The sequence below is a fragment of the Bacillus sp. PK6-025 genome, assembly GCF_056530265.1.
In genome coordinates this window covers 75,362-95,000 of sequence record NZ_CP096509.1, presented here as the reverse complement: position 1 = coordinate 95,000, position 19,639 = coordinate 75,362, and the positions used below count along the sequence as shown (strand labels likewise).

General features: G+C 46.5%; 18 protein-coding genes and 2 rRNA genes (1 of these 20 only partly in view). All 20 read right to left on the bottom strand.

The window, feature by feature from the left end:
* Nucleotides 1-406 (bottom strand): 23S ribosomal RNA (locus M1D67_RS00505); it reaches 2,524 nt to the left of the window's first position.
* A gap of 170 nt (nt 407-576) precedes the next feature.
* Nucleotides 577-2,126: ribosomal RNA gene (locus M1D67_RS00500) — 16S ribosomal RNA — on the bottom strand.
* Together the 16S and 23S rRNA genes form the textbook arrangement of a ribosomal RNA operon.
* A gap of 295 nt (nt 2,127-2,421) precedes the next feature.
* On the bottom strand, nt 2,422-3,921 hold the full coding sequence (gene lysS / locus M1D67_RS00495; RefSeq protein ID WP_023855967.1) for a lysine--tRNA ligase: 1,500 nt from the start codon (nt 3,919-3,921) through the stop codon (nt 2,422-2,424).
* A gap of 84 nt (nt 3,922-4,005) precedes the next feature.
* A complete protein-coding gene (gene dusB, locus M1D67_RS00490; protein WP_020449833.1) occupies nt 4,006-5,007 on the bottom strand; it encodes a tRNA dihydrouridine synthase DusB in 1,002 nt (333 codons plus the stop codon).
* 16 nt (nt 5,008-5,023) lie between these two features.
* Nucleotides 5,024-5,233 carry a helix-turn-helix domain-containing protein gene (locus M1D67_RS00485; RefSeq protein WP_031304995.1) on the bottom strand — a complete coding sequence of 70 codons (210 nt, stop codon included), beginning with the start codon at nt 5,231-5,233 and terminating at the stop codon, nt 5,024-5,026.
* Nucleotides 5,185-5,685 carry a 2-amino-4-hydroxy-6-hydroxymethyldihydropteridine diphosphokinase gene (gene folK / locus M1D67_RS00480; RefSeq protein WP_020449832.1) on the bottom strand — a complete coding sequence of 167 codons (501 nt, stop codon included), beginning with the start codon at nt 5,683-5,685 and terminating at the stop codon, nt 5,185-5,187. Before folK ends, M1D67_RS00485 begins: the two co-directional genes overlap by 49 nt.
* The gene (gene folB, locus M1D67_RS00475; RefSeq protein ID WP_023855968.1) at nt 5,682-6,044 is read right to left on the bottom strand and encodes a dihydroneopterin aldolase; all 363 of its coding nucleotides are present in this window, start codon (nt 6,042-6,044) and stop codon (nt 5,682-5,684) included. The genes folK and folB overlap by 4 nt, the downstream gene beginning before the upstream one ends.
* Nucleotides 6,037-6,894: a dihydropteroate synthase gene (folP, locus tag M1D67_RS00470; RefSeq protein ID WP_025809561.1), complete on the bottom strand. Its 858-nt coding sequence runs from the start codon at nt 6,892-6,894 to the stop codon at nt 6,037-6,039. The genes folB and folP overlap by 8 nt, the downstream gene beginning before the upstream one ends.
* A 5-nt stretch (nt 6,895-6,899) precedes the next feature.
* Nucleotides 6,900-7,769, bottom strand: a complete 870-nt coding sequence (gene pabC / locus M1D67_RS00465) for an aminodeoxychorismate lyase (RefSeq protein WP_020449829.1) — start codon at nt 7,767-7,769, stop codon at nt 6,900-6,902.
* The gene (gene pabA / locus M1D67_RS00460; RefSeq protein WP_026578989.1) at nt 7,766-8,350 is read right to left on the bottom strand and encodes an aminodeoxychorismate/anthranilate synthase component II; all 585 of its coding nucleotides are present in this window, start codon (nt 8,348-8,350) and stop codon (nt 7,766-7,768) included. The genes pabC and pabA overlap by 4 nt, the downstream gene beginning before the upstream one ends.
* Nucleotides 8,347-9,777: an anthranilate synthase component I family protein gene (locus M1D67_RS00455; protein ID WP_025809565.1), complete on the bottom strand. Its 1,431-nt coding sequence runs from the start codon at nt 9,775-9,777 to the stop codon at nt 8,347-8,349. The genes pabA and M1D67_RS00455 overlap by 4 nt, the downstream gene beginning before the upstream one ends.
* 198 nt (nt 9,778-9,975) lie before the next feature.
* Entirely contained in the window at nt 9,976-10,899 is a 924-nt protein-coding gene (gene cysK, locus M1D67_RS00450) for a cysteine synthase A (RefSeq protein WP_020449826.1), read from the bottom strand.
* A 75-nt stretch (nt 10,900-10,974) separates the two neighbouring features.
* Nucleotides 10,975-11,865, bottom strand: a complete 891-nt coding sequence (locus M1D67_RS00445) for a peptidyl-prolyl cis-trans isomerase (protein ID WP_026578991.1) — start codon at nt 11,863-11,865, stop codon at nt 10,975-10,977.
* Nucleotides 11,866-11,917: 52 nt separating this feature from the next.
* Nucleotides 11,918-12,787: an Hsp33 family molecular chaperone HslO gene (gene hslO / locus M1D67_RS00440; protein WP_020449824.1), complete on the bottom strand. Its 870-nt coding sequence runs from the start codon at nt 12,785-12,787 to the stop codon at nt 11,918-11,920.
* 11 nt (nt 12,788-12,798) lie between these two features.
* Entirely contained in the window at nt 12,799-13,575 is a 777-nt protein-coding gene (locus M1D67_RS00435; RefSeq protein ID WP_003178242.1) for a type III pantothenate kinase, read from the bottom strand.
* Between the two features lie 200 nt (nt 13,576-13,775).
* On the bottom strand, nt 13,776-15,695 hold the full coding sequence (gene ftsH / locus M1D67_RS00430) for an ATP-dependent zinc metalloprotease FtsH (protein ID WP_020449823.1): 1,920 nt from the start codon (nt 15,693-15,695) through the stop codon (nt 13,776-13,778).
* A gap of 96 nt (nt 15,696-15,791) precedes the next feature.
* Entirely contained in the window at nt 15,792-16,331 is a 540-nt protein-coding gene (hpt, locus tag M1D67_RS00425) for a hypoxanthine phosphoribosyltransferase (protein WP_003178236.1), read from the bottom strand.
* A complete protein-coding gene (gene tilS / locus M1D67_RS00420) occupies nt 16,315-17,745 on the bottom strand; it encodes a tRNA lysidine(34) synthetase TilS (protein ID WP_035337494.1) in 1,431 nt (476 codons plus the stop codon). Before tilS ends, hpt begins: the two co-directional genes overlap by 17 nt.
* A 102-nt stretch (nt 17,746-17,847) precedes the next feature.
* Nucleotides 17,848-18,882 (bottom strand): protein kinase domain-containing protein, encoded by a 1,035-nt coding sequence (locus M1D67_RS00415; RefSeq protein ID WP_035337495.1) that lies wholly within the window; start codon nt 18,880-18,882, stop codon nt 17,848-17,850.
* On the bottom strand, nt 18,851-19,588 hold the full coding sequence (locus M1D67_RS00410) for a vWA domain-containing protein (RefSeq protein WP_023855976.1): 738 nt from the start codon (nt 19,586-19,588) through the stop codon (nt 18,851-18,853). The genes M1D67_RS00415 and M1D67_RS00410 overlap by 32 nt, the downstream gene beginning before the upstream one ends.
* Nucleotides 19,589-19,639: the final 51 nt, after the last annotated feature.

Sequence of the window (19,639 nt, the reverse complement as noted above, 5' to 3'; positions counted from 1 at the left end):
CAGGAGAGAACGAAGTTTTGACTACAGGGCTGTTACCTCCTATGGCGGGCCTTTCCAGGCCTCTTCATCTACCTCGTTCTTTTGTAACTCCGTACAGAGTGTCCTACAACCCCAAGAGGCAAGCCTCTTGGTTTGGGCTGTTCCCGTTTCGCTCGCCGCTACTCAGGGAATCGCATTTGCTTTCTCTTCCTCCGGGTACTTAGATGTTTCAGTTCCCCGGGTCTGCCTTCTCATATCCTATGAATTCAGATATGGATACTGCTCCATTACGAGCAGTGGGTTTCCCCATTCGGAAATCTCCGGATCAAAGCTTGCTTACAGCTCCCCGAAGCATATCGGTGTTCGTCCCGTCCTTCATCGGCTCCTAGTGCCAAGGCATCCACCGTGCGCCCTTTCTAACTTAACCGTTAAAAAGAATCACTACGTGATATCTTGCTTACTAATTGAATGTGATGTCTACTGTTATCTAGTTTTCAAAGAACACGCTTTGAAGGAATGATCCTTCAAAACTAAACAAGATCTAAACGCACCTGTCTATAAGACCGCAAGGTCTTATATTCCGTATAATATCCTTAGAAAGGAGGTGATCCAGCCGCACCTTCCGATACGGCTACCTTGTTACGACTTCACCCCAATCATCTGTCCCACCTTCGGCGGCTGGCTCCAAAAGGTTACCTCACCGACTTCGGGTGTTACAAACTCTCGTGGTGTGACGGGCGGTGTGTACAAGGCCCGGGAACGTATTCACCGCGGCATGCTGATCCGCGATTACTAGCGATTCCAGCTTCACGCAGTCGAGTTGCAGACTGCGATCCGAACTGAGAACAGATTTGTGGGATTGGCTTAGCCTCGCGGCTTCGCTGCCCTTTGTTCTGCCCATTGTAGCACGTGTGTAGCCCAGGTCATAAGGGGCATGATGATTTGACGTCATCCCCACCTTCCTCCGGTTTGTCACCGGCAGTCACCTTAGAGTGCCCAACTGAATGCTGGCAACTAAGATCAAGGGTTGCGCTCGTTGCGGGACTTAACCCAACATCTCACGACACGAGCTGACGACAACCATGCACCACCTGTCACTCTGCCCCCGAAGGGGAAGCCCTATCTCTAGGGTTGTCAGAGGATGTCAAGACCTGGTAAGGTTCTTCGCGTTGCTTCGAATTAAACCACATGCTCCACCGCTTGTGCGGGCCCCCGTCAATTCCTTTGAGTTTCAGTCTTGCGACCGTACTCCCCAGGCGGAGTGCTTAATGCGTTTGCTGCAGCACTAAAGGGCGGAAACCCTCTAACACTTAGCACTCATCGTTTACGGCGTGGACTACCAGGGTATCTAATCCTGTTCGCTCCCCACGCTTTCGCGCCTCAGCGTCAGTTACAGACCAGAGAGTCGCCTTCGCCACTGGTGTTCCTCCACATCTCTACGCATTTCACCGCTACACGTGGAATTCCACTCTCCTCTTCTGCACTCAAGTTCCCCAGTTTCCAATGACCCTCCCCGGTTGAGCCGGGGGCTTTCACATCAGACTTAAGAAACCGCCTGCGCGCGCTTTACGCCCAATAATTCCGGACAACGCTTGCCACCTACGTATTACCGCGGCTGCTGGCACGTAGTTAGCCGTGGCTTTCTGGTTAGGTACCGTCAAGGTACCGCCCTATTCGAACGGTACTTGTTCTTCCCTAACAACAGAGTTTTACGATCCGAAAACCTTCATCACTCACGCGGCGTTGCTCCGTCAGACTTTCGTCCATTGCGGAAGATTCCCTACTGCTGCCTCCCGTAGGAGTCTGGGCCGTGTCTCAGTCCCAGTGTGGCCGATCACCCTCTCAGGTCGGCTACGCATCGTTGCCTTGGTGAGCCGTTACCTCACCAACTAGCTAATGCGCCGCGGGTCCATCTGTAAGTGGTAGCTAAAAGCCACCTTTTATAATTGAACCATGCGGTTCAATCAAGCATCCGGTATTAGCCCCGGTTTCCCGGAGTTATCCCAGTCTTACAGGCAGGTTACCCACGTGTTACTCACCCGTCCGCCGCTAACATCAGGGAGCAAGCTCCCATCTGTCCGCTCGACTTGCATGTATTAGGCACGCCGCCAGCGTTCGTCCTGAGCCAGGATCAAACTCTCCATGAAGTTTGATAATGACTACGCACATTCGCATGTACGATTTATTTAATGAATTAACAGGTACGTTTGTCTTGTTTAGTTTTCAAAGATCATTATTAAAGCGACTTTTATATTATATCCAATCTCGGATATTAAGTCAAGAACTTTTTTTAAGTTCTTTTTTTCTTTCGCCGCCGTTTTGCGGCAACGAATAATAATATACCACCGTATTTATGATTGTGCAATACTTTTTTGAGAAAAAATTTAATTTGTTTTAAATGCGCAGCAGCCGCTTGTTACACGGCTGCTGCCCAAACGTCATTTAACGATGTCTCATTTGCGGGAATAGTAAAACGTCCCTGATTGAAGGAGAATTCGTCAAAAGCATAATCAGTCTGTCAATGCCGATTCCAAGACCGCCGGTAGGAGGCATTCCGTACTCCAGTGCTTCGACAAAGTCTTCATCCATCATATGCGCTTCATCGTTTCCTTCTTCACGTTCTTTTAATTGAGCTTCAAAGCGTTCTTTTTGGTCGATAGGATCATTTAATTCAGTAAATGCATTCGCGTGTTCACGGCCGACGATAAACAGCTCAAAACGGTCTGTAAATCGAGGGTCTTCAGGGTTTTTCTTAGCAAGCGGAGAAATCTCCACAGGGTGTCCGTATATAAAAGTAGGCTGAATCAACGTTTCTTCAACTTTTTGCTCGAAGAACTCATTAATGATATGTCCTACTGACATGCTTTCAGAAATTTCAATTCCGTGTTCTTTCGCGAATGTTCTTGCTTCTTCTACCGATACTTCTTTCCAGAAGTCTACACCGGTGGCTTCTTTAACAGCATCGACCATATGAAGTCTCTTCCATTCAGGCTTGAGGTCAACTTCATAATCTCCGTATTGAACGGTTGTAGTGCCAAGCACTTCTTGTGCAATATGAGCGATAAGGTTTTCCGTCAAGCTCATAATATCTTTATAGTCAGCATAAGCTTCGTAAAGTTCAATCATTGTAAATTCAGGATTGTGCCGTGTGGAAACTCCTTCATTTCTGAATACACGTCCGATTTCATAGACTTTTTCCAATCCGCCGACAATCAGCCTTTTCAAATGGAGCTCGATAGCGATCCTCATGTAAAGCGGCATATCAAGCGCATTATGATGCGTAATGAACGGACGGGCAGACGCTCCGCCCGGAATCGCGTGCATCGTAGGCGTCTCAACTTCTAAGTATCCGTGGTCATCTAAGTATCTTCTCATCGATTGAATGATTTTGCTGCGCGTAATAAACGTATTTTTGCTTTCCGGGTTTACGATCAAGTCCAAATAACGCTGACGGTAGCGCTGTTCGATGTCTTTTAATCCGTGATATTTGTCCGGAAGCGGACGAAGTGCTTTTGTTAATAAATCAAAGGATGTAGCTTTGACAGACAATTCGCCAACATTCGTTTTAAACATGACGCCTGTAACGCCGACAATGTCCCCGAGGTCAGAGCTTTTAAACCATTCGTACTGCTCTTCACCGACACTGTCTTTCCTGACATAGATCTGAATCTGGCCCTTTAAATCCTGAATGTGCGCGAATCCCGCTTTTCCTTTTCCACGCTTTGTCATCATCCGGCCGGCAATCGTCACTTCAATTGCTTTTTCCTCTAATTCTTCTTTTGAGAATTCATTATATGATTCAATGAGATCAGTTGATTGATGGGTGCGGTCAAAACGCTGCCCGAAAGGATCTTTCCCGTTTTCTCTCAATTGATTCATTTTATCGCGTCTGACTTGCAGCTGGTCGTTTAATTCTTCATGGTTATGCTCTTCATGACTCATCATATATCACTCCGTTACTTTTAGTCTTTCAGGAAAAAAGCAGAAAAACTGCCAGTGAAAACTGGCAGTGAGCAGAGGTCGGATTTATCCTACTTTTGCATCCTGAAGCTCTTTTGCCTCGGCTTCAATCGTAAACGCGTCTAAAAGCTGAACGAGCTCATCCCTCGTTTCGCAATGATTAATTTCATTCCGGACCTTTGCGTTTCCTCTTATGCCTTTTAAATACCAGGCTGCGTGCTTTCTCATTTCGCGAACCGCAACATTTTCGCCTTTCAGTCCGATTAATCGGTCAAGGTGAAGTTTGCAGACAGACATTTTCTCACGCACTTTCGGCTCATCTTTCAATTCGCCTGTTTCTAAATAGTGAACCGTACGGTAAATCATCCACGGATTACCCAGCGCTGCACGGCCGATCATGACACCGTCAACCCCTGTTTCATCAAGCATGCGTTTTGCATCTTGCGGAGTTTTGACATCACCGTTTCCGATTACCGGTATTGAAACGGACTGCTTCACTTCTTTGATAATATCCCAATTTGCCGTTCCTTCGTACATTTGCACGCGGGTCCGCCCGTGAAGAGCGACCGCTTTTCCGCCTGCGCGCTCTACAGCTTTCGCATTCTCAACGGCAAAGATATGGTCTTCATCCCAGCCCATTCTCATTTTTACGGTCACCGGCTTGTCAACAGCCTCCACTACTGCAGAAACCATTTCATAAATTTTATTCGGATCAAGCAGCCATTTGGCTCCTGCATCACATTTTGTAATCTTTGGCACCGGACATCCCATGTTTATATCAATAATATCCGCAGTTGTGTTTTGGTCAACAAACCTCGCCGCTTCGACAAGCGTTTCTTTTTCGCCGCCGAAGATCTGCAGGCTGAGCGGTTTTTCACGTTCATCGATATAAAGCATTCCCATCGTTTTTGCATTATTGTAAAGGATCGCTTTATCGCTGACCATTTCGGCGCAGACCAAACCCGCTCCGAATTCCTTAACCGTCAAGCGGAAGGCGGAGTTGCAGACACCGGCCATCGGCGCAAGCACAACCCTGTTTTTTAATTCTATATCACCGATTTTAAACATTTTTAGTCCTCCTTTCTTATTCTTCTGATGGAGATAATTCCTCCACTGTTATATTTAAAGTATTGGCTACATCCCTGAGCATGCTCTCCGACGGCATACGATTCCCGCGTTCTACTTCACCAAGCACAGAAACGGATATACCCAATGCTTTTGCAAACCCTTCTTGAGTATAACCCTTCAGCTTTCGATATGCACGAATTCGTCTACCCCAGATTTCTGCTTCCATACTCTTACACCTTCTTGATTTTTCGCATGATTGACAGCTCCCTCAAGCTCGGGATAAATCTCCAGCAGCGGGATGAGCACAAACAAACGTTCATGCATTCTAGGATGAGGAACGATAAGTTGCTCTGTCTCAATATTTTCACGATTATACAACAAAATGTCAAGGTCTGCAGTTCTCGGCCCCCATCTGATGTCGCGTTTGCGGCCGAGTTCTTTTTCAATACGCTGAGTCAAATCAAGCAATTCAAACGGTGAAAGAGATGTTTTAACAGCTGCAGCCATGTTTAAAAATAGATCTTGGTCTGTATACCCGACAGGATCTGTTTCATAAATCGACGAGATGTCTGTCACCTGTACAGACGGATGTTGATGGAGGAGAGAGACAGCTTTTTTTAAATATTCTTCCCGCTGGCCGATATTCGAGCCGAGCGCTATATATGCCGAATTGTTCATTGTCGTTTCCTCGTCATCTCGATGGCCACCGATTTATAGTGTCCCGGTATAGGCGGGTCAGGCTTGACGACTTTGACCGTGCATTCCTGAACCGCTTCAAAATGCTTCAGCACTTTTGCGGCAATCGTTTCTGCGAGGGTCTCCACAAGGTTGACCGGCTCTCCCTCCACAACCTCTTTGCACAGCTTATACAAATCAGCATAATTAATGGTGGCATCAATACGATCCGTTTTTCCGGCTTCGCTTAAGTCTAGAAATGCTGTCAGATCAACGCGGAATCTTTGGCCAAGTTTGTTTTCTTCTTTGAAAACACCGTGATATCCGTAAAACTCCATGCCCTCTACATACACTTTATCGATGATAAACGCCTCCTTTATCAATCATGGCATCCATCATTTTTGCCATCCTGGAAATTTGCTTGACGTCATGCACCCTGACGATATCGCACCCTTTTTGAATACCGAGGCATACCGTCGCGCCCGTGCCTTCCGCCCTCTCCTCAGGCGGCAGATCCAGAACGCGGCCGATAAATTTTTTGCGTGACGTCCCCAATAAAACCGGGTATCCGAGTTCGCTGAATTTCTCAAGCTGGTTCATGACCGCCAGATTGTCATGATACGTTTTGGCAAAGCCGATACCCGGATCAAGTACGATGTGATGATCTTGAACGCCTGCTGATTTTGCAATGCTCACACATTCCATCAAATCAGACAGCATGTCCGGGATCAAGTCCTTATAATTTCGTTCCTCGCGGTTATGCATCAAGATAATCGGCACATTATGAGCGGCCGCAACCCGGGCCATGTCATGGTCTGCTTTTGCTCCCCAGACATCATTGATAATCGTTGCACCGGCCTTAAGGGCTTCATCCGCCACTTTTGCTTTATAAGTGTCAACAGAAATCGGCACGTCGATTTCCTGAACAAGTTTTTCAATTACAGGTATGACCCTTGACAGCTCCTCATCAAGAGAAACCTTTTCCGCCCCCGGCCTCGTTGATTCTCCTCCGATATCAAGGATATGGGCGCCGTCTTCGATCATTTGCTTTGCATGAATAACGGCGCGGTCGATGCTGTTATATTTTCCGCCGTCTGAAAAAGAATCGGGCGTCACATTTAAAATCCCCATGATCAATGTTTTATCTTCATAAGACAATGTGTATTGCTTTGCGGTCAACTTCTTTGAACGCACCGCTGTTTGAAGCGCCATATCCTTCACCCTTTAATTGAAATATAGTCTTTTGCTGCTTTTCTATCGTTAGTGTATGCCTCTTGCAGACGCTTCGACAAATTTCCATCCTTTCCCGGAAATTGAGTGCTGCCGATTCTCCGGAATGGAACGATTTCCTGAACGGAATTGGTCATCCATGCTTCGTCCGCAAAGAGAAGCTCCTTTAAAGGGTATACCCCCTGCATAACTTCGATTCCCATATCTGCAAGGCGCTCGATGACATAACGCCGGGTGACGCCGCCTAATATGCCGGTATCAAGAGAAGGTGTATACACACAACCGTCTTTTTCCCAAAAAATGTTGGAAATGATCCCTTCGGCTACAGCTCCGCCTTCGGTAAGAAAAATCCCTTCTTTGGCAGCGTCTGGTCCGAGCTCTCTTTTTCCGAACAGATTATTTAAAAAGTGATGTGATTTCAAGCGGAACGGACCTTCTGGCGTATTGCGTCGGACCTGTAAAATGACACCCTCCTTTTCAACCGGAACCGATTCAGGATGAAAAGGATTCATCATCACCATAACACCGGGTTTTTTGTATGAATCAGGAAAAAGACCTGAGTCACCGGGACCGGCAGATATATTTAACCGGACCTTGGCATCCAGATTTGGGGGCTGATTCAACTGAAGCAGCCTGTCAAGAATGGCAAGCACTTCGCTTTTTGTCAGCTCAAGCTCAATTCTCAGCTGTTCCAAAGCGTTGTTCAGTCTGTCCATATGCCAGTCTAAAAGGAAGGGCTCCCCTTCATAAAGGCGGAACGTTTCAAATACCCCGATTCCGTATAAAAAACCATGGTCAAAAGGAGAAAGTCTTGCTTCCTCCTCCTTCACATATTGACCGTTCAGGTAAATGATCATGTGTTCACTTTCTTTCGGTAAGTCTCAATAAAATTCTTCAGCATTTCTTTTCCGGAGGCAGTCATAATCGACTCCGGATGGAACTGAACGCCTTCAATAGGCAGTTCTTTATGCCTGATGGCCATAATCTCCCCTTCTTCCGTCCAAGCCGATGTCACAAAACAACCGGGCAGCGTATCCGGTTTGACGATCAACGAATGATACCTCGTAGCCGTGAGCGGATGTTCCAAGTCTTTAAAGACCGTCAACCCGTCGTGCAAGATTTCGGAAGTTTTCCCATGCATTAACCGTTCCGCCCTGACGACATCGCCTCCGAAAACCTGGGCGATCGACTGATGTCCGAGACAGACCCCGAAAATCGGTATCTTCCCGGCAAAATGGCGGATCGCTTCAAGGCTGATCCCGGCCTCATCCGGACTGCAAGGACCGGGAGATACCATCAAAAAGTCAGGCGACATATCCTCTATTTCCTGAAGCGTGATCTCATCGTTCCGCTTGACGACTAACTCCTCGCCAAGCTCGCCTAAATACTGAACCAAATTGTACGTAAATGAATCGTAATTGTCGATCATTAGAATCATATCTCAGCTCTCCTCTGCTCTTTTTTCTCTTCTTCACTCAACTGCAGCGCCTTTTTCATCGCCAGGGCCTTTTTAATTGACTCTTTATATTCATGCTTAGGGTTGGAATCGATGACGATTCCAGCTCCGGACTGCATGAACGCCTGGCCCGCTTTCACATATATCGTTCGGATAACGATATTAAAGTGCATATCCTGATTATATCCGAACCATCCTATAGAACCAGTATAAAGCCCCCGTCTCGTCGGCTCAAGCTCCTCTATAATTTCCATCGTTCTAACTTTCGGCGCTCCTGTAATCGTACCGCCGGGAAACACGGCATGGATGACATCCACGGCATCGCATTCGTCCCTTAGTTCCCCGCACACATTAGAGACGATATGCATGACATGGGAATACTTCTCAATCACCATGAATTCATCGACCCTGACCGAACCGTACTTGGAGACCCTGCCGAGGTCATTACGCTCTAAATCAACGAGCATCACATGTTCGGCGCGCTCTTTTTCATTCATGATCAGTTCGTTCGCGAGCGCTTCATCCTCCGCTTCATCCGCCCCGCGGGATCTCGTCCCGGCAATCGGTCTTGTCTCAAGCCTGGTGCCCTTTTTCTTAATGAGCAGTTCGGGCGACCCGCAGATGATTTGAAAATCCGGGGTTTCCAAGTAGGACATGTATGGCGAAGGGTTGATTTCTCTTAACATTTTGTATACCTCATAAGGAGGCGCAGACAGGCGCTCCGACTGGCGAACAGAAAGGTTCACCTGAAATACGTCGCCGCTTGCAATGTATTGCTTCACCTTCTCAACAGCCTGAGAAAAGCCGGCTTCTGTAAATGAAGCTGCGAATGACGGGCTTTTATTATCATTTGATTGATGACCGCCAGCGGTCTTCGGATGTTCCGTCTTCCACATTTGCTCAAGCCTGTCCAGTTTCTCTTCCGAAGCGGCCGGCGATTCTTCAACGGTGTGGGTAATCACCCAAAGCTGCTGCTGCTTATGATCATAGACGGCTATATCATCAAATACGAGAAAGAATAAATCCGGCGTTTGCAGATCATCGATAGACAGGATTTTGAATTTCTCAATATATCGGGCATAGTCATAGCTTAGAAAACCGACAGCCCCGCCCTGAAAGTCGGGAAAATCTGCAACCGTCTCCGTTTTCAGCGTTTCAAACCACTGAGAAAACTGCTGAAACGGATCCCCCTCTTTGAATATGATGTCCCCTTTGTATTGAATCGTCGTGATGCCGTCTTTCCCTTTTGCTATTGCGACAGGGTCGAGCCCGGCTATGCTGTATTCTCCGCCTCTCGCACTTTCGAGCAGAACGCGGTACTGCTTTCCTTTCGACAGGCTTTCAAATTGCTCTAAAAACCGTTGATTGGAAAATGGGAACGCTCTGGCTACAGGCCTTCGTTGTCTCATCATATCATTCCTCTGCCGTTAGTCTAATGTCCTTATTGTAATGCATATCTTTTTTCTAGGAAAAGAGAATTTCATTTCCAATATAGAAAAAAGTCCTTGAGCATGTTCACTCAAGGACACCGAGCTTTTAAAAGGGCTTCGCCCGTGAAAAACAAAAGGCCGCCGACATTGTCGGCAGCCTCCCGTTTCAACTGGAGCCTATTCAAATTGATAAAGAGGCGTGCTTAAGTATCTCTCTCCGTTACTAGGAAGAACAGCGAGAACTTTTTTGCCTTTCCCAAGCTTTTTAGCGACTTGAAGAGCAGCACAGATCGCAGCACCCGAAGAAATTCCTCCGAGAATTCCTTCTTCTCTCGCCGCTTTACGGGCAAATTCAAAGGCTTCTTCGTTTTTCACTGTGATGATTTCATCGTAAATTTCCGTATTCAAGATTTTCGGAACGAATCCCGCTCCGATTCCCTGAATTTTGTGCGGACCTGGTTTTCCTCCGGAAAGAACAGGAGAATCAGTCGGTTCCACCGCGAAAATCTTGATGGACGGATTTTTTTCTTTCAGGACTTCTCCGGCACCTGTTATCGTTCCGCCGGTTCCGATACCTGCAATGAATGCATCTAAACCGTCTCCGAATTGTTCGGCGATTTCTTTTCCCGTTGTGCGGCGGTGAACTTCTGAGTTCGCAGGGTTGTTAAATTGCTGAGGCATAAAATAGCCGTGCTCCTCAGCCAGTTCTTCCGCTTTTTTAATCGCGCCTTTCATTCCTTCAGCACCCGGAGTCAGCACAAGCTCAGCTCCATATGCACGCAGAAGGTTGCGGCGCTCAGAACTCATTGTATCAGGCATAACAAGAATCGCTTTGATGCCCTTCGCTGCAGCGACCATGGCAAGTCCGATTCCCGTATTTCCGCTGGTCGGTTCAATCAGTGTATCTCCTTCTTTCAGAAGGCCTTTCTCTTCAGCATCTTCTATCATGGCAAGCGCAATCCGGTCTTTTACGCTGCTTCCAGGGTTCATATACTCCAGTTTCACATATACTTCAGCACTGTCTTCATCAACTAGTCGATTTAATTTAACGACAGGTGTATTTCCGATTAAGTCATAAACAGAGTTTGCAACGCGAACCATTTGAACACCTCAATTTCCGAGTAATTTTATTGGGATTATATCTAATTTATCAATATCAAAATATTTTGTCAATCTTTATTTTTTATCGTCATAAAACCAAGATACTTTCGCATCTTTCCAAAGTGTCTTCACCGAAGCTTTGTCGCCTAATTGATCCATCGCGATCTGCCTTCTGATTTGATTTTTCACTTCGCTGTAAGTGAAAGCTTGCCCCGGGAGCTTTTCTTTGAGCTGGATGATTGCATAGCCTTGGCTCGTTTTAATCGGTTCATCCACCCATTGATTTTCCTTTAGCTGCTCAGCTTTCTCTAAATATTCGGCCGGAATGTTTTCGTGCTGATCATTGACGAACCCGAGGTCGCCGCCGTAAGGAGACGTATACCGGTCAGTCGAATGTTCAGCCGCGGCCGCTTCAAAGCTGGATCCTTCCTTCAGCTCTTTAAGAACTTGTTCTGCTTCGTCTTTATCTTTGACAACGATATGCTTGAGGCGATAAGAATCATCGAATTTATATAAGTCCTTATTTTTGTTATAGAATGACTTCAATTCGCTGTCAGAAATGACAATATCTTTTGTCAGGAGCTCTTCTAGAAGAATATTATGCTTGATCTGCTCTTTCCATTCTTTTTCTGTTGTGGCTTCGTCTTCGTAGAAGGAATTGTATACAGCTTTAATCAGCAGAAATTCTCTTTCAATGTCTTCATCAGACACTTTGATCTTATTTTTTTCGGCCATTTGGGTAACAACGCGGTCGTTGATCATATCTTCAAGCGTTGATTTTCCATAGCGCTCTTCCATTTCGCTCAGCCATTCTTCACGCGTGATGCCGTTTTTTCCGATATGTGCAATGACTTCTTGAGCGGACGGTGAAGAAGCAGTCTGCGATTTCGTCAAAACATACGCGATCACGATACAGTTGACAAAGATCGCACCTAAAATAATCGGCCAAAGTGTTCTTGATTTCAATATGGTGTCTCCCCTTTCCCCATTGTAAAAGACCCGCTACTGCATAGCGGGCTTATATTTCATCTCGAAGCGCTTCAAGCTCTTCCTTTGTAAACAGATACTTTTCATTGCAAAAATGGCATTGAGCCTCAGCTTGGCCATCTTCATCAATCATCTGTTGAATTTCATCTTTGCCAAGACCGATGATGCCTCCTGAGAAACGCTCTTTTGAACAATTGCATGTAAACCGGACAGGAACGGTTTCCAGTATTTCCGGTTCTTCTCCCAATACCGCAGCCAGCACTTCCTCAGGTGTCAAACCTTTCTGAATCAGCTTTGAAATGGGCTCCACTTGAGAAAGGTTTGTTTCAAGCTTCGTGATTGTTTCATCGTCCGTGCCCGGCAGCAGCTGAAGGATAAATCCGCCTGCAGCTAAAATCGTATTGTCGGGGTTGACGAGCACCCCTACACCCACCGAAGAAGGAACCTGTTCAGAAGATACGAGATAATATGTAAAATCCTCGCCGATTTCTCCGGAAACGATCTCAACCTGGCCTGTAAATAAATCGCGGAGACCGAGATCTTTTACTACGCTTAGTGTGCCGGACGTACCGACGGCTCTTCTGACGTCCAGTTTGCCGTGTTCATTTAAGTCAAAATGAACGTGCGGATTGGACACGTAGCCCCTGACATCTCCTTTTGCATTTCCGTCAGCGACAATCGCGCCGATAGGTCCGCCTCCTTCAATCTTGACGGTAAGCTTGTCTTCGCCTTTCAGCATGGCACCGAGCATGACAGCCGCCGTCATCGTTCTTCCTAAAGCGGCGGAAGCGGTAGGCCATGTGTTATGCCTTCTTTGGGCTTCATGAATCGTTTCTGTTGTATTCGCTGCATATGCTCTCACTTTGCCGTCATATGCGATGGCTTTCACTAAATAATCCATACCTCATCCTCCTATACACTTTCAACACGATTCCGTTCATAAATAAGCTCTAGTCCCTTCAATGTAAGGAACGGGTCAACGATATCGATGCAGTCCGATTCGTCTGCTATCAAGGAAGCAAGACCTCCCGTCGCAATGACTTTCGGATTTTTCTTGGACTGCCATTTCATCCGTTTGACAATGCCTTCAACCTGTCCGACGTAGCCGTAAAGGATTCCGGACTGCATCGCGCTGACCGTACTTTTGCCGACAATATGATCGGGCCGTGCAATTTCAATTCTGGGAAGCTTGGCAGCTCTCGAATAAAGCGCTTCAGTTGAAATCGTGATGCCCGGCGCGATCGCACCGCCCATGTACTCCTTGCGCTCGTTAATATAACAGTACGTCGTAGCGGTTCCAAAATCAACGACAATCAGGGGGCTCCCATAGAGATGAATAGCCGCCACTGCATTTACAATGCGGTCTGCTCCGACTTCTTTCGGATTATCGTATTTTATGTTTAATCCTGTTTTCATTCCCGGACCGACAATCTGAGGCTCGATCTGAAAATATTTAATACACATTCTTTCGAGGGAGAACATGATCGGAGGTACAACTGATGAAATAATAATTCCTTCGATCTGGTCAAACATCAGTCCGACATAATCAAATAAAGAACGAAGAAGCATGCCGAATTCATCTTCCGTTTTATGGCGGCTTGTCTCAATCCGCCAATGATATTCGAGCTCTCCTTCGTGGTAGATGCCAAGGACGGTGTTTGTATTTCCCACATCTATAACAAGCAACATTCTGATCACCACTTTTGACTAGTTTCTCTTACTTGGGCATAAAACATTCTACCATCATACAATACACGATGCCGATTCTGTTTGTAAACGAATCAAATCGTAGTGAACAAAGATTTTCCAAAGAGGTTTTTTAACCATAAAAAAAGAAAACTGCCAAAAGCAGAGCTTGGCAGTTTTCCTGAAGAGGCGGAAATGAGTCGTTACTCTTTCTCATCCTCGTTTTTTTCTTCGTCATCTCGTTTATTGATGTTGACTTTCACATCGTCTGTCTTTTCCTGATCATCCGAATATGTGCGATCAGGAAGTCTTCCGTGCTCAGACAAATGTTTGATTTGCTCAGCGTCGAGCGTTTCAACTTCCAGCAATGTTTGAGCGATCAGCTCAAGTTTGTCGCGATTTTCAGTAAGGATTGTTTTTGCACGTTCATAACATTCCTTAATGAAGCGCTGAATTTCTTTATCGATTTCATACGCAATCGCGTCGCTGTAGTTTTGGTCATTGTTGAAATCGCGTCCCAAGAACACTTGCCCGCCTTGCGATTGTCCGAATTGAAGAGGACCGAGCTTTTCAGACATACCGAATTCAGTTACCATTCGTCTGGCAATGCCTGTAGCGCGCTGGAAGTCGTTATGGGCACCCGTGCTGACCTCACCGAAGATGATCTCTTCAGCTACACGGCCTCCAAGCAAGCCGACGATCTTATCGAGAAGTTCGGGTTTGGTTTGGAAATAACGGTCTTCCTTAGGAAGCATAACGGCGTATCCGCCCGCTTGGCCGCGCGGTACGATCGTTACTTTATGCACCATATCCGCTTCATCCAAGACAAGTCCGATTACAGTGTGTCCCGCCTCGTGATAAGCCACGATATTGCGTTCTTTTTTCGAAATGACCCTGCTTTTCTTTGCAGGTCCGGCGATGACGCGGTCTGTCGCTTCATCGATGTCTCGCATATCGATCTTTTTCTTATCTTGACGCGCTGCTACGAGAGCCGCTTCATTTAAAAGGTTTTCAAGATCTGCACCTGAGAATCCAGGCGTCCGCATCGCGATCGCTTTTAAGTTTACGGATTCATCAAGCGGCTTGTTTCTTGCGTGTACTTGAAGTACAGCTTCACGGCCTTTAACATCTGGGCGGTCAACTGTAATTTGACGGTCAAAACGTCCCGGACGCAGCAATGCAGGGTCTAAAATATCGGCGCGGTTTGTCGCAGCGATAATGATGATTCCTTCATTGGCGCTGAATCCGTCCATTTCAACAAGAAGCTGGTTGAGCGTCTGTTCACGTTCATCGTGCCCTCCGCCAAGACCTGCTCCCCGCTGGCGTCCGACAGCATCAATTTCATCGATGAAAATCAGACACGGTGCATTTTTCTTAGCGTTTTCGAATAAGTCGCGAACACGTGATGCACCAACCCCGACGAACATTTCAACGAAGTCAGAACCGCTGATGCTGAAGAAAGGCACCCCTGCTTCTCCGGCACAAGCTTTCGCCAGCAATGTTTTACCGGTACCCGGAGGTCCGACCAAAAGCACGCCTTTCGGAATCCTTGCTCCGAGTTCAGCGAACTTGCGGGGATCCTTGAGGAAATCAACGACTTCCACAAGCTCTTGCTTTTCTTCATCCGCTCCTGCCACATCTTTGAATTTGACGCGTTTCTTTTCTTCTGTATAGAGCTTCGCCTTGCTTTTTCCAAAGTTCATAACACGGCTTCCGCCGCCTTGAGCCTGATTAAGCAGGAAGAAGAAAAGAATGAAGATAATAACAAAAGGGATGATGGTGGTAAAGAACGTCATCCATCCATTTGCTTCCTGTGCAGGTTCTACTTGTATCTTCGTTTTTTTCACTTGATCAATAATTTGATCTGCCCCTTTTCCTTCAGGAACATGGGTCAGGAAATATTGATCTTTCTCATAGGTCGTCAGCTGTCCCCGAACCTCGTACACGCCCCTGACAGGCTGGATGGAGACATTTTCAACCTTCCCTTTATCTAGGTTTGAAACAAAGTCACTATACGTCATATTTTCTGTTTTCGGATTTGCGGTTTGGAAGTAGCTCACAACTCCGATCACAACTAATAAAATAAGTAAATAAAAAATGGTATTACGGAAGACCCGATTCATTCCTTACCTCCTCCCACAGTAAGCACAACTATGTTCAATAGTATCATAGAAAATCGTTCCAATACAACAGATATCCCTTTCGCTAACAAGCCCGAATCAGCTCTCATAAACCGCAGGTTTCAGCACTCCGATGTACGGAAGGTTACGATAGCGTTCAGCATAATCGAGACCATATCCGACAACGAATGCATCGGGAACTTCAAAGCCGACGTAATCCGCTTTGATATCCGCTTTTCGTCCGCTTGGTTTATCAAGAAGGGTTACGATCTTAATCGATTTTGCTTTGCGGTATCGGAAAAGCTCTACAAGATAACTCAAGGTCAGCCCACTGTCGATGATATCCTCAATAATTAAGATGTCACGGCCCTCTACAGATGTGTCCAAATCTTTAATGATTTTTACCTCTCCGGAAGAAACCGTTGAACTGCCGTAGCTTGATACATCCATGAAATCCATTTCCAAATATGTATCAATATGCTTCAAAAGATCAGCCATAAACGGCATGGCTCCCTTTAACACACCGATTGCCAGCGGAAACTTGCCGCTGTACTCTTCTGTCAGAGTTGCGCCCAGCTCCTTGACTTTCTTTTGGATCTCTTCTTCTGAGATCAAGATATTTTCAATATCCTGTTTCATTCTTTGCTAGCCCCCTACACTTTTCATGCTGTCTATATTGTAATACAATGCGATCATTGTTTGTAACATCAAGTTCCTCAAAAATGGTTTTTTTCAGACCAGGTATCCAAATAATGTTTCCAACCGCGTCTGTTACAATGGGCCAGCTGTCTCTTTTCGCAAGAGGCACTTTTTCATCAATAAATATATCTTTAACCTTTTTTGAGCCGTTCATCCCTTTAAGTTTGATTCGGTCTCCGTTTTGCCTTGTCCGTACATAAAGGGGGAATTGAACCTGCTTGGGACTTGTTGCAAAAACATCGTTTCCTTGCAGCTTCCGGGTTGAACCGGGTCCGCTCACATGAAGGGAGGAGCCGTCGGGAAGCTTCAGTTCTTCTTCGTCTGCCCCGCTTATTTCATAATGATAGGAAACATTTTCACATTGTAAACGCTGAAATGTAAACAAACATGTATGATAAGATTTTGCAACTTTTAGCCCATTCGGAAAATCAAGGGAACCGGATGGTCCACCTTGTGAAATCCAATCCAGAAACACTTGAATATGATGGGCTGAAAACGCTGATGGAACGTTTTCATAAAGATAGTTTAATATTAGATGAACTCCCCTTCTTTGTAAAGGCATAGGGAGCGCAAGAAGCCGATCGATGCTGATTTCGACACCGGAACTTGACTTGCTTGTGATTACTGTATTCATTTTGCCTTTCGTTAATGCCTGTAAGTATAATTCGTCTTCTGTCAGGAATTCACTTACGGATTGAAACCTTTTATGGACATCTTCCGACTCTTTCTTCAGAAAAGGGAGAACATGGTGCCTGAACCGGTTCCTTGTGTAATCATCCTCATTGTTGCTCGGATCGGTTCTATACGGTATTCGATTCTCTTTGCAGTAAGCCAAAAGATCATCCTTTGACAGCCTTAGAAACGGCCTAAGCAGCCAGCCGCTGTCAAAACGGCGCTTTGGCTGAATTCCAGCAAGCCCGAGCCCGACAGTGCCTTTTGCCATCTTCATCAGCATCGTTTCCACCTGATCATCGCCATGATGAGCCAGAACCAGGTATTCAGCCCGGCGCCTTTTCATTAATTCTTGAAAAAACGCATACCGGCATTCTCTCGCAGCAGCCTGTTTATTCAGATTGTTTTCCGCGGCAAATGTCTGGACATCGATTTGCACCGCCTCGCATTGTATGCCTTCCGCCTCGCAGTAGTCCTGAACAAACCGCATATCATGCTCAGACTCTTCGCCTCTGAACATATGATCGACGTGTGCGGCAATCAGCGTCGCCGAGGCAGGAACCGTACGTTGCAGAGCATGCAGCAGCGCCATCGAATCAGGCCCGCCGGAGACGCCTGCAACCAGTGTCGCTCCATCAAATGACAGTTCGTATTTTCTCATGAAATCTTCAATACTTTTCACAATGTCCTCCCACTAAGAGCAGGGTGTATTTCAAAAGATATAAATATCCTAACACTTTCAATCGGTCCCTGCAAAGAAGAGCTATCCGCCGGCAAAGCAGAGCTAAATAAAAAAGAGAACGATATACGCAAAGTAAAGGGCAAGAACGCTTACGACGATCAGCAGCGTTTCAAAAACACCGCCGGATTTAGAACTGTTTCTTTGCTTTCTGCGCCCGCTTCTTAACATTTGCTGCTGAGGCGTCCCCCGCTTATGCCGCGGGCCTTGAGACGGGGCGGATGCCGATGAAGAGCGGGCGGTTCTCGACTGGCGGCTGCTTTGCATTCTGGCCGGCCGTCCGATTGCCAGGAGGTCTCCCTTCATTTCATCAGCTGTTCGATAGCTTCCTTTTAAAGCAGAAGCAAGAACCGGCTTATACCGCTTTAAAAACGGCTGTCCGTCGATGACTGACATAAGCTGTTCCTGAGGTCTTGCTGTCTTTTTAAATTCTTTTTTCACCGCACAGTTCACCATAATCATGGCGACTGAAAACAGATCATACGAAGGCTCAGCCTTACGGGTTCCAAATTCCCAATAGCCTCTGTCAAAAAACTCTGTATATTCCTTGATTGCCCGGCCTTCTTTTGTCGTCCCGCCCACATCAATGCAGCGGATTTGCGGCGGCGGGCCCGTCACGATTAAATTCTCGGGCTTTAAATCTCCAAACACCCATCCTTCGCGATGAATGGCCGACAAACTTGAGAGAAGCTGGCTGATCAGCACCGGTATCCATTCCTCGCCTTTTTCGTTTACATATCTTAAAAGAAGCGGACCTTCAATATATTCCATGACATAAAATGAAAGTTTTTTGCCCGCACCCGCAACCATCATGTCATCCACATCAAAAAAAGAAGGCCCCATTGCTTTTGCCTGGGCCTTTGAGAAAGATTTCAGAACATTCACTTCCGAGGTAATGGACAGGCTGTCATCGCTCACTTTTAATGCAACGCGGCCCTTTCCCGAATCGGCCAGATACACAACGCCATTCGCCCCTTTTCCAAGCTGTCTGATGATCTTGTAGGAATGATTGTTCCACTTTCCAACAACGGCTGCACCCGGCTTTAGACTAGCCGCCAAACTCGTCGAAGCGTTTTTCATCGTCTTCTAACATTCTCCTTCTTGAGCCGATTTTGTTAAAATGCTGAATCGCCTCTCGTATTGCGGGTCCTGTCGGCGTAATGCCGCCGGCTGAAAGCTTGGAAAATATTGAAGAAAGAGATTCAAACTTCGGGGTCCAATCAAGCACAAGCTCGACCTCTTGTTTTTTCCCGGGAAATATAAGCATCGCAAATTCATTTTCGCCGATTCTTGAATTGAGACTGATGGAAAGGTCTATCAATGCTTCTTTAACAGTCGGCAGCTTCGGATTCATGCTCGCGCTTGTATCGACAAGAACCAATACATGAAGATGTACGGTCTCGCCGAGCTCATCTACGACTTCCATAACTTCACCGCGTTTATCAGGAGGCAGTTCATCCATTTCGGTATGCTTGCCGAGAATTTGTTTGAGCTCACTATTGACAACGCCTTGAAGGGTTTGCGTCATCGCCTTTTTTGTCACCATTTGAACGGTCTGCGACAGCTGCGACGCGTAAACAACCTGGTGAACTCCCCCGCCTGCGAGGGCGATCCCTTCAACTTCTTTCATCGCCTCCTGATCCATTTCATGCTCGTCCATAATCCCAATCACATTCACGGTAATTCCCTGCTCCTTCGCAAAGGCGGCCATGGCCTGCGGGTCTTCGCCGCGGTTTGAACAGCCGTCCGTCAAAAGCAGGATTTGATTCAAGTGCCCCTTTTTCATCGTTTTTATTCCTCCTGGACAAAGATATCTTGATTTAGTTCCATCATCGCC

Coding starts and splice junctions, on each gene's coding strand:
- lysS (WP_023855967.1), bottom strand. CDS start 3,921: ATGAGTCATGAAGAGCATAACCATGAAGAATTAAACGACCAGCTGCAA.
- M1D67_RS00435 (WP_003178242.1), bottom strand. CDS start 13,575: ATGTTGCTTGTTATAGATGTGGGAAATACAAACACCGTCCTTGGCATC.
- hslO (WP_020449824.1), bottom strand. CDS start 12,787: ATGGATTATTTAGTGAAAGCCATCGCATATGACGGCAAAGTGAGAGCA.
- ftsH (WP_020449823.1), bottom strand. CDS start 15,695: ATGAATCGGGTCTTCCGTAATACCATTTTTTATTTACTTATTTTATTA.
- M1D67_RS00485 (WP_031304995.1), bottom strand. CDS start 5,233: ATGGAAGCAGAAATCTGGGGTAGACGAATTCGTGCATATCGAAAGCTG.
- cysK (WP_020449826.1), bottom strand. CDS start 10,899: ATGGTTCGCGTTGCAAACTCTGTTTATGACTTAATCGGAAATACACCT.
- M1D67_RS00415 (WP_035337495.1), bottom strand. CDS start 18,882: ATGAAAAACGCTTCGACGAGTTTGGCGGCTAGTCTAAAGCCGGGTGCA.
- hpt (WP_003178236.1), bottom strand. CDS start 16,331: ATGAAACAGGATATTGAAAATATCTTGATCTCAGAAGAAGAGATCCAA.
- pabA (WP_026578989.1), bottom strand. CDS start 8,350: ATGATTCTAATGATCGACAATTACGATTCATTTACGTACAATTTGGTT.
- pabC (WP_020449829.1), bottom strand. CDS start 7,769: ATGATCATTTACCTGAACGGTCAATATGTGAAGGAGGAGGAAGCAAGA.
- M1D67_RS00455 (WP_025809565.1), bottom strand. CDS start 9,777: ATGAGACAACGAAGGCCTGTAGCCAGAGCGTTCCCATTTTCCAATCAA.
- folK (WP_020449832.1), bottom strand. CDS start 5,685: ATGAACAATTCGGCATATATAGCGCTCGGCTCGAATATCGGCCAGCGG.
- M1D67_RS00410 (WP_023855976.1), bottom strand. CDS start 19,588: ATGAAAAAGGGGCACTTGAATCAAATCCTGCTTTTGACGGACGGCTGT.
- folP (WP_025809561.1), bottom strand. CDS start 6,894: ATGGCGCTTCAAACAGCGGTGCGTTCAAAGAAGTTGACCGCAAAGCAA.
- dusB (WP_020449833.1), bottom strand. CDS start 5,007: ATGTTTAAAATCGGTGATATAGAATTAAAAAACAGGGTTGTGCTTGCG.